The organism is Nocardiopsis gilva YIM 90087, assembly GCF_002263495.1.
Lineage (GTDB): Bacteria > Actinomycetota > Actinomycetes > Streptosporangiales > Streptosporangiaceae > Nocardiopsis_C > Nocardiopsis_C gilva.
On sequence record NZ_CP022753.1, the window covers coordinates 2,576,992 to 2,588,844 of the forward strand.

Below are 11,853 nucleotides of genomic sequence, written 5' to 3' on the forward strand. Positions count from 1 at the left end.
CGTCACGGGGAGGAACCGGCCTCATCCCTCAGGTGGGGAGGCGTCATGCTCCCCGCCGGGAGAGCGGGGGCGTGGCGGTGCCGTGGCAGCGGTCGGGCGGGGGTGCCCGTCAGTGCTTGCGGGCGGTGGCCGCGACGATCAGGTCGGCCAGGGCCGGGCGGGCCGCGTCGTCGACCTCGGGGCTCTCCAGGGCCTCCGTCGCCTGCGCCACGTAGCCGTCGATGCGCCGCTCGCAGGCCTCCAGCGCGCCGCACTCCGTGGCCAGGGCGCGCATCCACTCCACCGTCTCGGGCGTCAGGTGGGGGTCGCCCAGGTGGCGGCGGAACTCGGCGGCGTCGGCCGGGGTCGCGCGTTCGAGGGTCTCGGCGACCAGCAGGGTGCGCTTGCCCTCGCGCAGGTCGTCGCCTGCGGGCTTACCGGTCTCCTCCGGGTCGCCGAACACGCCCAGCACGTCGTCGCGCAGCTGGAAGGCGATGCCCAGCGCGATCCCGTAGTCGCTGTAGACCCCGGCGAGCTCCGCGGAGCGTCCGGCCAGGGCGGCGCCCATGTGCAGCGGGCGCTCGATCGTGTACTTGGCGGCCTTGTAGTGCATGACGCGCAGCGACGCCTCGACGCTCTCCGAGCCGCGCACCTGCTCCAGCATGTCGAGGTACTGCCCGGCCATCACCTCGGTGCGCATCTCGTCGAACGGCCGGCGCCCCGCCCGCAGCGCCTCCAGCGGCAGCTCGCTGCCCTGGAACATCTCATCGCTCCACGCCAGGCACAGGTCGCCGATCAGGATCGCGGAGCCCTGCCCGAACCCCTGGGCGCCGCCGCTCCAGCCGGAGCGCCGGTGCAGCGCCTCCAGGCGCTTGTGCGTGGCCGGCAGGCCCCGGCGGGTGTCGCTGTTGTCGATGACGTCGTCGTGGATCAGGGCGCAGGCCTGGAGGAACTCCAGCGACGCCGCGGCCGTGTAGATGCCCGGGACCTCGGCGCCGCCGGCGCCGCGCCAGCCCCAGTAGCAGAAGGCGGGGCGCAGCCGCTTGCCGCCCGCCAGCATCGCCTCCAGGGCCTCCATCACGGGCGCCAGCTCGGCGCCGATCTCCAGCAGCTGGGCGCGGCGGCGCTCGGTGAAGGACGCGATCTCGGCGTCCACGGCCGCGCGCACGAAGGAGACGGGAGACGAAGAAGTGGAGGTCATGAGGGCAGGTTATCCGCTGTCCACAACGGCTCCTCCACCGCAGTACCAAGGGCTGCCCCCTCATCCCACCAGGAGTGTGGCCTAAGGTGGATCACATGCTTGGCACAATGACACGCTCCGGTACAGCGCCGCGCCCTACTCCGCGCCCGCGCGACATCCGCGACCTGCTCAACGCCGGCGAACCGACCTTCTCGTTCGAGTTCTTCCCCCCGAAAAACCCCGAAGGCCAGCGCAAACTCTGGCGGGTCATCCGCGAGCTCGAGGCCCTGGCCCCGTCCTTCATTTCCGTGACCTACGGCGCCGGCGGAGGCACCCGCGACCGTACGGTCGAGATCACCGAGCGCGTGGCCACCGACACCACGCTGCTCCCGGTGGCCCACATGACCGCCGTGGACCACTCGGTGCGCGAGCTTCGTCACCTCATCGGCCGCTTCGCCGACGCGGGCGTCAGCAACATGCTGGCGCTGCGCGGGGACCCGCCCGGCGATCCGCTGGGCGAGTGGGTCAAGCACCCCGAGGGCCTGATGTACGCCGACGAACTGGTCCGGCTGCTCAAGGAGACCGGCGACTTCAGCGTGGGCGTCGCCGCCTTCCCCTACAAGCACCCGCGCTCGCCTGACATCGAGTCCGACGTGAAGTACTTCGTCCGCAAGTGCGAGGCCGGGGCCGACTACGCGGTCACCCAGATGTTCTTCGAGGCCGACGACTACCTGCGGTTGCGCGACCGGGTGGCGGCCAAGGGCTGTGACGTTCCGATCATCCCCGAGATCATGCCGGTGGTGAAGCTCTCCACGATCGAGCGCTCCGAGCAGCTGTCGGGCGCGCCGTTCCCGCGCCACCTGGCCGAGGAGTTCGAGAAGGTGGGCGACGACAAGGAGGCCGTGCGCCGCCTGGGGATCGAGCAGGCGCAGCGGCTGTGCGAGCGCCTGCTGAACGAGGGCGCCCCGGGCATCCACTTCATCACCTTCAACCAGTCCACCGCCACACGCGAGATCTACCGCGAGATCGCGCCGCACCGCGTTCCCGCAGGGGGAGACGCGCGGCCATGATCGCGAAGGGCTGGTGCGGACTGCCGGGGAACCGGAAGTCCGTCAGCACATCGACGAAGCCGCAGGACGTGTAGAGGCCCCGGGCGACCGTGGGGCCGCTGTGGGTCGACAGGACGGCGGTGCGCTCGGCGCGTGCCGCCGTCAGTCGGTACAGCAGCCGCCGCCCGATCCCCCGCCCCTGGTGGTCGGGGTGCACGTGGACCTCGGCGATCTCGAAGGAGTCGCGGAACCAGCGCCGCTCGGCGGAGGGGTCGCGGGCGCGCAGCGCCTGGGTGACGACATCGTGCCACCACTGGCCGCGCTGGCCGTGGAACCCGTAGGCGAAGCCGACGGCGCCGCCCGATGCGTCGACGGCGGTGACCGACTGGAACCCTGGGTTGCGGGAGTGCTGCTCCATGATGACCTTGCGCCCACCGAGCTGGTCCTGTGGCGGGTCCATGGCAGCCGCGTAGATCTCCATCAGCGCGGGCAGCGCGTGGACGAAGGCGGGAGCGGCCAGTTCCCACAGCTCGGTGTCGGTCTGCACAGCGCCACCCTATGCCCTGCCCAGCTCCCGGCTCCCGCGGCGATACTTCGTTGATCTCGGAGATATTGGGGTCAAAATCGCCCGTGAGACCCCAATATCTCCGAGATCAACGAAGCGGGCGGCGAGGTGGCGACACGCCCGGGGACCTGGTGCTTCTTGACGGGGTGGGGCGGGTGCGATTAACTGGAGCCCGTTCGAACCTCTGTTCGAAACCAGAAAGCGCCGAGTGCCTCCTCGGACTCGTGCCCGACCGCCGTCCCCCCTGGCGTTCGGGCACGGGGAGAGCGGCCGGGCGGGGGAGGGGAAGCCCCTGTGCCCGGCCGCTCTTCTTGTGCCCGGGCGCGTTTTTTGTCTCCTGACTCCCTTCGCGTCTCGCCGCTGCGCGCACCGCGCGTACGGCAACGGCCGCGCACCTCGAACGAGGTGCGCGGCCGTCGGTGACGCGTGCAGGGAGCCCCTGGGGCAGGGGGGCGTTGACGAAGGAACCGGTCCGGTTCTGGGTTGTCTAGAAGGCGTCGACCGCGCGGCGCGCTTCCGGGTCGAGAACGCCCCAGTTGATGAGTTCCTCGGTCAGGTCGCCGGGCGAACGGTCGTAGATGACGGCCAGCGACCGCAGGTCCTCCTGGCGGATCGAGAGCACGCGGCCGTTGTAGTCGCCGCGCTGGCTCTGGATGGTGGCGACGTAGCGGGCGAGCGGCCCCGCCTTCTCCTGGGGCAGCTGCTGCATGCGCTCCAGGTCGATGACGAGCTTCGGCGTGGGGCCGAGCGGCGTGGGCGCGGCACCGCCGGGCAGCAGTTCGGACATCGGCACGCCGTAGAAGTCGGCGAGCTCGGCGAGCTTCTGCACGGTGACGGCGCGGTCGCCGCGCTCGTAGGAGCCCACCACGACGGCCTTCCAGCGCCCGTGGGACTTCTCCTCCACCCCGTGCAGGGACAGCCCTTGCTGGGTGCGGATGGCGCGCAGTCGCGCGCCGAGGGACTTCGCGTATTCGGATGGCATCTTCTTCGTCGCTCCCCGGCCGTGAAGGTGGCTGGCGTGGGTGGTGGATCGGGCGTTCCCCGGCCACGGCCCGTCCGGCGGAACGCCGCGTTGTGCGCTGCCTTCCGCGGGGGCCACCACTCCGTGCAACGGGCCACACCGTACTCGTGCGTCGGGTGGCACGGAGCGTCCCCCACCCAGATTGGTTACGGACAGTGACGGTAGGGCGGTCCGCGCGCCAGGTCAAGCCGTTGGGTGGAAACGCGACTAATCAGTGGCCAAACCGTGTGTAAGTGAGGGCTCTCTCATACCGGGATCAACAGGGTCGTGCGGCGCCTCGGTCAAGAGGCGAAAAGCCCGCAGGTGTAGGGGATTCCGTGTTTTCAGGGGGTGAACACAAGGGGGTGCGGCAGGCCCGGAATGTGGCGGCCGACTGCATAGTCAAGAGGTTGTTATGTGATCAGTGTCATATTTTTGCCATGTTTGCTCTTGCCCGTGATCAGGGCACGGGAGGCGGCGCTGGTAGCGTGGGGTCGATCGACATCCTTTAACGTCCTGTTCAGTGAGGCAGGGAAGGGGGTCACTACTTTGTGTGCTCAAAAGCGCACAGAAGGTGACGCGCGTACTGCGCATACCGCAGATCCGCCGAAAACCGCCGACCACGGCGACTCCAAGACCGTTCTCGAAGGACCCGAGATCCAGCGGGCGCTCACCCGTATCGCCCACGAGGTCCTCGAACGCACCAAGGGCGGAGAAGACGTCACCCTACTGGGAATTCCCACCCGGGGCGTCCCGCTCGCCGGACGACTCGCACAGCGCATCGAGCGCGTCGAGGACCGCGCCGTCCCCTGGGGGTCGCTGGACATCACCATGTACCGCGACGACCTCCGACTGGCACCCGCGCGGGCGCTCGGCCGCACCGACATTCCGGCCGAAGGCATCGACGGCCGCGTCGTCGTCCTCGTCGACGACGTCCTGTTCTCCGGACGCACCGTCCGCGCCGCCCTCGACGCCCTCAACGACCTGGGCCGCCCGCGCGCCGTCCAGCTCGCCACCCTCGTCGACCGCGGCCACCGCGAGCTGCCGATCCGCGCCGACTACGTCGGCAAGAACCTGCCGACCTCGCTCCGCGAGAACGTCACGGTCCTGCTCGACGAACTCGACGGCCGCGACGCCGTCGTGCTCGGCCCCGCCAAGCCCCGTCCCGGAGCGGAGGACGACAACTGATGCGACACCTGCTCTCCGCGGGGGACCTCAGCCGCGACGAGGCCACCCTCATCCTGGACACCGCCCGGGAACTCGCCCAGGCCGGGGCGCGCTCGGTCAAGAAGTTCCCGACCCTGCGCGGGCGCACTGTGGTCAACCTCTTCTACGAGGACTCCACCCGCACCCGCACCTCCTTCGAGCTCGCCGCCAAGCGGCTGTCCGCCGACGTCATCAACTTCTCGGCCAAGGGCTCCAGCGTCGCCAAGGGCGAGAGCCTCAAGGACACGGCGCTCACCCTGCAGGCCATGGGCGCTGACGGCGTCGTCATCCGGCACTCCGCCTCCGGCGCCGCCCACCGGCTCTCCGGCTGGGTCGACGGCTCCGTCGTCAACGCCGGCGACGGCACCCACGAGCACCCCACCCAGGCGCTGCTGGACGTCTACACCATGCGCGAGCGCATGGGCCGCCTCGACGGCCTGCGCGTCGCCATCGTCGGCGACGTGCGGCACAGCAGGGTCGCCCGCTCCAACGTGCTGCTCCTGCACACCCTGGGCGCCGAGGTCACCCTGGTGGCCCCGCCCACGCTGGTGCCGGTCTCCGTGCACACCTGGCCCTGCGCCGTCTCCTACGACCTCGACGAGACGCTGGCCAAGAGCGACGTCGTGATGATGCTGCGCGTGCAGGCCGAGCGCATGCAGGGCGCCTACTTCCCGACCCCGCGCGAGTACAGCCGCCGCTACGGCCTGGACGGGGAGCGCTTCGCCAAGATGCACGACGAGGCCATCGTCATGCACCCCGGCCCGATGGTCCGCGGCATGGAGATCTCCGCCGAGGTCGCCGACTCCCCGCGGTGCACCGTCACCGAGCAGGTCGCCAACGGCCTGAGCATCCGCATGGCCGTGCTCTACCTGCTGCTCGGCGGCTCCGAATCCGCGATCGGCGCCTGAGATGTCGGCACCTGACCCAACAGACGGAAACAGAGACGAGATGAGCGTGAACCACCTGCTGCGCGGGGTCCGCGTCCTGGGCGGAGAGCCGACGGACATCCTGCTGCGCGACGGCGCCGTCGCCGCCATCGGCGCCGGACTGGACGCCGAGGGCGCCGCGGTCGTCGAGGCCGACGGCCTGATCGCCCTGCCCGGCCTGGTCGACCTCCACACTCACCTGCGCGAGCCCGGACGCGAGGACGCCGAGACCGTGGCCAGCGGCTCCCGGGCCGCCGCCATGGGCGGCTACACCGCCGTGCACGCCATGGCCAACACCGACCCGGTCGCCGACACCGCCGGCGTCGTCGAACAGGTCTGGCGGCTCGGCCGCGAGGCCGGGTACTGCGACGTCCAGCCCGTCGGGGCCGTCACCCACGGTCTGGGCGGCACGCGCCTGGCCGAGCTCGGCGCCATGGCCGACTCCCCGGCCCAGGTGCGCGTCTTCTCCGACGACGGCCTGTGCGTCGCCGACCCGCTGCTGATGCGCCGCGCCCTCGAATACGTCAAGGCCTTCGACGGCGTCGTCGCCCAGCACGCCCAGGAGCCGCGGCTGACCGAGGGCGCCCAGATGAACGAGGGCGTCGTCTCCGACCGGCTCGGCCTGGCCGGGTGGCCGGCCGTGGCCGAGGAGGCCATCATCGCCCGCGACTGCCTGCTCGCCGAGCACGTCGGGTCGCGGCTGCATGTCTGCCACGTCTCCACCAAGGGCTCGGTGCAGATCATCCGCGAGGCCAAGGCCCGCGGCTGCGACGTCACCGCCGAGGTCACCCCGCACCACCTGCTGCTGACCGACGAGCTCGCCGAGAGCTACGACCCCATCTACAAGGTCAACCCGCCGCTGCGCACCGCCGAGGACGTGCACGCCCTGCGCGCCGCCCTCGCCGACGGCACGATCGACTGTGTGGCCACCGACCACGCGCCGCACCCGGTCGAGGCCAAGGAGACCGAATGGGCCAACGCCGCGATGGGCATGGTGGGCCTGGAGACCGCCCTGCCGGTCGTCCAGCACGCCATGGTCGACACCGGCCTGCTCGACTGGGCCGGCGTCGCCGAGCGCATGTCGGCCACCCCGGCCCGCATCAGCCGGATCGGCGGCCAGGGCCGCCCGATCGCGGTCGGCGAACCGGCCAACATCACGCTCTACGACCCGGCCGCCGAGCGGCAGGTCAACGGGGCCATCATGGTCTCCAAGAGCAGCAACACCCCCTACCGGGGGATGACCCTGCCCGGGAATGTGGCCGCGACGTTCCTCCGCGGCGTTCCGACGGTCCTCGATGGGAAGATTCAGTGACTGCAGAGACGACCACCACCGACGTGCCCGCGATCCTGGTGCTCGAAGACGGCCGGGTCTTCCACGGCCGCTCGTTCGGCGCCCAGGGTGAGACGTTCGGCGAGATCGTGTTCAACACCGGCATGACCGGCTACCAGGAGACGCTCACCGACCCGTCGTACCACCGCCAGATCGTGGCCATGACCGCCCCGCACATCGGCAACACCGGGGTCAACGACGACGACCCCGAGTCCGGCCGGATCTGGGTCGCCGGGTACGTCGTGCGCGAGCCCGCCCGCATCCCGTCCAACTGGCGCGCCCAGCGCACCCTGGACGAGGAGCTGCGCCGCCAGGGCGTCGTCGGGATCGCCATGCCCGGCACCCGCGCGCTCACCCGCCACCTGCGCGACCGCGGCGCCATGCGCGCGGCCGTCAGCACCACCGAGACCGACCCCGAGGCGCTGCTGGAGCGGGTGACCGCCAGCCCACGCATGGCCGGGGCCGACCTCATGGGCGAGGTCACCACCACCGAGCCCTACACCGTCGCCCCGCCCGAGGGCGTGTCCACCCGCTACCGGGTCGCCGCCGTGGACCTCGGCATCAAGGCCATGACCCCGCAGCGGCTGGCCGAGCGCGGCTGCGAGGTCACGGTGCTGCCCGCCACCGCCACCGCCGAGGAGATCCTCGCGCTGGACACCGACGGCGTCTTCTTCTCCAACGGCCCCGGCGACCCCGCGACCGCCGACGGCCCCGTCGCCACCATGCGCGGCGTGCTGGACGCCGGCAAGCCGCTCTTCGGCATCTGCTTCGGCAACCAGATCCTGGGCCGCGCGCTGGGGTTGGGCACCTACAAGCTGCGGTTCGGCCACCGCGGCGTCAACCAGCCCGTGCGCGACGTGCACAGCGGCCGGGTGTACATCACCAGCCAGAACCACGGCTTCGCCGTCGACGCGCCCACCGACGGGGCGTTCGACACCCCCTACGGCCGCGCCGAGGTCAGCTACTTCGGCCTCAACGACGACGTGGTGGAGGGACTGCGGCTGCTGGACCGACCCGCGTTCAGCGTCCAGTACCACCCCGAAGCCGCCGCGGGCCCGCACGACGCCGCCGAACTGTTCGACGCGTTCTGCGACCTCATGGCGGCGCAGTCCGCTGACTCCGCCGACACCGTCCAGCCCGCCCAGTCCTAGAGGAAACCATGCCGCGCCGTAGTGATCTGTCATCTATTCTCGTGATCGGCTCCGGGCCGATCGTGATCGGGCAGGCCGCGGAGTTCGACTACTCCGGTACCCAGGCCTGCCGCGTGCTCAAGGCCGAGGGCCTGCGCGTCATCCTGGTCAACTCCAACCCGGCCACGATCATGACCGACCCGGAGATCGCCGACGCCACCTACGTCGAGCCGATCACCCCGGAGATGGTCGAGAAGATCATCGCCAAGGAGCGCCCCGACGCCCTGCTGCCCACCCTGGGCGGGCAGACCGCCCTCAACGCCGCCGTCGCCCTGCACGAGTCGGGTGTGCTCGCCAAGTACAGCGTCGAGCTGATCGGCGCCAACATCGAGGCCATCCGCTCGGGGGAGGACCGCGAGACCTTCAAGGGCATCGTCGAGCGCATCGGCGGCGAGTCCGCCCGCTCCCGCATCTGCCACACCCTGCAGGAGTGCCTGGACGCCGCCGAGGAGCTCGACTACCCGGTCGTCGTCCGGCCGTCGTTCACCATGGGCGGCGCCGGCTCCGGCTTCGCCCACGACGAGGCCGACCTGCGCCGCATCGCCGGGCAGGGGCTCAACCTGTCGCCGACCAGCGAGGTGCTCCTGGAGGAGTCCATCCTCGGCTGGAAGGAGTACGAGCTGGAGCTGATGCGCGACGCCAACGACAACGTGGTCGTCGTCTGCTCCATCGAGAACCTCGACCCGATGGGCGTGCACACCGGCGACTCCATCACCGTCGCCCCGGCCATGACCCTGACCGACCGCGAGTACCAGCACATGCGCGACATCGGCCTCGCGGTCATCCGCGAGGTCGGCGTGGACACCGGCGGCTGCAACATCCAGTTCGCCATCCACCCGGAGACCGGCCGGATGATCGTCATCGAGATGAACCCGCGCGTCTCCCGGTCCTCCGCGCTGGCCTCCAAGGCCACCGGCTTCCCGATCGCCAAGATCGCCGCGAAGCTGGCCGTCGGCTACACGCTCGACGAGATCCCCAACGACATCACCCGCGAGACCCCGGCCAGCTTCGAGCCGGCCCTCGACTACGTCGTCGTCAAGGTGCCGCGGTTCGCCTTCGAGAAGTTCCCCGGCGCCGACACGTCGCTGACCACCACCATGAAGTCGGTGGGCGAGGCCATGGCCATCGGCCGGTCCTTCCCCGAGGCGCTGCAGAAGGCCATGCGCTCGGTGGAGAAGAAGGGCGTCGGCCTGACCTGGGCCGGAGAGCCCGGCGTGGGCGACGTCCGCGGCAAGGAGGCCCTGCTGCGGGCCGCCGCCGTCCCCGGAGAGCAGCGGCTGCGCCTGGTGCAGCAGGCGCTGCGCGCCGGGGCGAGCGTCGCCGACGTGCACGCCGCCACCCGGATCGACCCGTGGTTCGTCGACCAGCTCATGCTGCTGGAGGAGACCGCCCGCACGATCGCCGCGGCGCCCAAGCTCGACGCGGAGTCGCTGCGCACGGCCAAGCGGCTGGGCTTCTCCGACGCGCAGGTCGGCGAGATCACCGGCAAGTCCGAGGAGGTCGTCCGGGAGCTGCGCTACGCCATGGGCGTTCACCCCGTCTACCTGACCGTGGACACCTGCGCGGCCGAGTTCGCCGCCCGGACGCCCTACCTGTACTCCAGCTACGACGAGGAGACCGAGGTCCCCGAGGGCACCCGGCCCAAGGTGATCATCCTGGGCTCCGGACCCAACCGCATCGGCCAGGGCGTCGAGTTCGACTACAGCTGCGTGCACGCCTCCTTCGCGCTGTCGGGGGCCGGCTACGAGACCGTCATGGTCAACTGCAACCCCGAGACCGTCTCCACCGACTACGACACCAGCGACCGGCTCTACTTCGAGCCGCTGACCCTGGAGGACGTGCTGGAGGTCGTCCGGGCCGAGCAGCTCACCGGCCCGGTCGCCGGGGTGATCGTGCAGCTGGGCGGGCAGACCCCGCTCGGGCTCGCCCGCGATCTCAAGGAGGCCGGGGTGCCGATCGTCGGCACCAGCCCCGAGGCCATCGACCTGGCCGAGGACCGCGGCGAGTTCGGCAAGGTGCTGACCGACGCCGGGCTGCCCGCCCCCAAGCACGGCACCGCCACCTCGTTCGAGGAGGCGCGCGAGGTCGCCGCCGAGATCGGCTACCCGGTCATGGTCCGGCCCTCCTACGTGCTGGGCGGACGCGGCATGGAGATCGTCTACGGCGAGGACATGCTGCGCGACTACATCCAGCGCAACGCCGAGGTCAGCCCGGAATACCCGGTGCTGATCGACCGCTTCCTCGACGACGCCATCGAGATCGACGTGGACGCGATCTACGACGGCACCGACCTCTACCTCGGCGGCGTCATGGAGCACATCGAGGAGGCCGGGATCCACTCCGGCGACTCGGCGTGCGCGCTGCCCGCCGTGACCCTCGGCAACGAGGACTACGAGCGGATCCGCTACTCCACCGAGGCGATCGCCCGGGGCACCGGCGTGCGCGGCCTGATCAACATCCAGTTCGCGCTCGCCTCGGGCGTGCTCTACGTGCTGGAGGCCAACCCGCGCGCCTCGCGCACGGTGCCGTTCGTCTCCAAGGCGACTGCGGTGCCGCTGGCCAAGGCCGCCTCTCGGGTGATGCTCGGCGCCACCATCGCCGAGCTGCGCGCCGAGGGGCTGCTCCCGGCCGAGGGCGACGGCGGCACCCTGCCGATGGACGCGCCGGTCTCGGTCAAGGAGGCGGTGCTGCCCTTCAACCGCTTCATCGACAAGAAGGGCGAGGGCGTCGACACCGTCCTCGGCCCGGAGATGCGCTCCACCGGCGAGGTCATGGGCCTGGACGCCGCCTTCGGCGCGGCCTACGCCAAGTCCTCGCAGGCCGCTTTCGGGTCGCTGCCGACCTCGGGTTCGGTGTTCGTTTCGGTCGCCAACCGGGACAAGCGCTCGATGATCTTCCCGGTGAAGCGGCTGGCCGACCTCGGCTTCGAGATCCTGGCCACCGAGGGCACCGCGTGGGTCCTTCGACGCAACGGGGTCGAGGCCCGCGTGGTTCGGAAACACAGCGAAGGCCCCGGAGCCGACAACGAACCCACTATCGTGCAACTCATCCACGATGGAGACGTGGACCTCATCGTCAACACGCCGTTCGGCGGGGCGGGCCAGTCCGGGCCGCGTCTCGACGGCTACGAGATCCGCACCGCCGCGGTCCTGCGCGGCGTGCCGAGCGTGACGACGGTGCAGGGGCTGGCCGCGGCCGTGCAGGGGATCGAAGCCCTGGTGCGCGGTGACATCGGTGTGCGCTCCCTCCAGGAGCACGCCGCGTCCCTGCGCGGGTCCACCGACTGAGCACGTAGGGAGCGAGGGGCGCGCCGGTGACCGGACGTGAGGAGATCGCTGCGAGCGGGGGAGTACCCCCGTCCCGTGGACGACGGGCTGGGATACCGGCGCCCCTAGCCCTAGCCCCCACCCCGGCGAGGACAGCGGGGC

The 11,853-nt window shown here is 71.0% G+C and carries 9 protein-coding genes; 6 read left to right on the plus strand and 3 right to left on the minus strand.

What is annotated here, in order from left to right; genetic code table 11:
• Positions 1–109: 109 nt before the first annotated feature.
• Positions 110–1,180, minus strand: coding sequence for a polyprenyl synthetase family protein (locus CDO52_RS11765; protein ID WP_017617050.1), 1,071 nt, complete (start codon positions 1,178–1,180; stop codon positions 110–112).
• Positions 1,181–1,275: 95 nt separating this feature from the next.
• On the opposite strand from CDO52_RS11765, the gene metF reads away from it, so the two are divergent.
• Entirely contained in the window at positions 1,276–2,229 is a 954-nt protein-coding gene (gene metF, locus CDO52_RS11770) for a methylenetetrahydrofolate reductase [NAD(P)H] (RefSeq protein WP_193373639.1), read from the plus strand.
• Here the strand turns inward: metF and CDO52_RS11775 are convergent.
• Both CDO52_RS11775 and bldD read right to left on the minus strand, forming a co-directional pair.
• On the minus strand, positions 2,147–2,755 hold the full coding sequence (locus tag CDO52_RS11775) for a GNAT family N-acetyltransferase (protein WP_017617048.1): 609 nt from the start codon (positions 2,753–2,755) through the stop codon (positions 2,147–2,149). The genes metF and CDO52_RS11775 overlap by 83 nt on opposite strands.
• A gap of 505 nt (positions 2,756–3,260) precedes the next feature.
• A complete protein-coding gene (bldD, locus tag CDO52_RS11780) occupies positions 3,261–3,755 on the minus strand; it encodes a transcriptional regulator BldD (RefSeq protein ID WP_017591133.1) in 495 nt (164 codons plus the stop codon).
• A gap of 567 nt (positions 3,756–4,322) precedes the next feature.
• Between bldD and pyrR the strand changes: the two genes are divergently transcribed.
• Genes pyrR through carB form a run of 5 tightly spaced genes read left to right on the plus strand, consistent with a single transcriptional unit; the run spans position 4,323 to position 11,712 of the window.
• Entirely contained in the window at positions 4,323–4,961 is a 639-nt protein-coding gene (gene pyrR, locus CDO52_RS11785; RefSeq protein WP_017617047.1) for a bifunctional pyr operon transcriptional regulator/uracil phosphoribosyltransferase PyrR, read from the plus strand.
• Positions 4,961–5,887, plus strand: a complete 927-nt coding sequence (locus CDO52_RS11790) for an aspartate carbamoyltransferase catalytic subunit (RefSeq protein WP_017617046.1) — start codon at positions 4,961–4,963, stop codon at positions 5,885–5,887. Before pyrR ends, CDO52_RS11790 begins: the two co-directional genes overlap by 1 nt.
• A 40-nt stretch (positions 5,888–5,927) precedes the next feature.
• A complete protein-coding gene (locus tag CDO52_RS11795; protein WP_017617045.1) occupies positions 5,928–7,217 on the plus strand; it encodes a dihydroorotase in 1,290 nt (429 codons plus the stop codon).
• Positions 7,214–8,386, plus strand: a complete 1,173-nt coding sequence (gene carA / locus CDO52_RS11800; protein WP_017617044.1) for a glutamine-hydrolyzing carbamoyl-phosphate synthase small subunit — start codon at positions 7,214–7,216, stop codon at positions 8,384–8,386. Before CDO52_RS11795 ends, carA begins: the two co-directional genes overlap by 4 nt.
• A gap of 8 nt (positions 8,387–8,394) precedes the next feature.
• On the plus strand, positions 8,395–11,712 hold the full coding sequence (carB, locus tag CDO52_RS11805) for a carbamoyl-phosphate synthase large subunit (protein ID WP_026125466.1): 3,318 nt from the start codon (positions 8,395–8,397) through the stop codon (positions 11,710–11,712).
• Positions 11,713–11,853 lie beyond the last annotated feature (141 nt).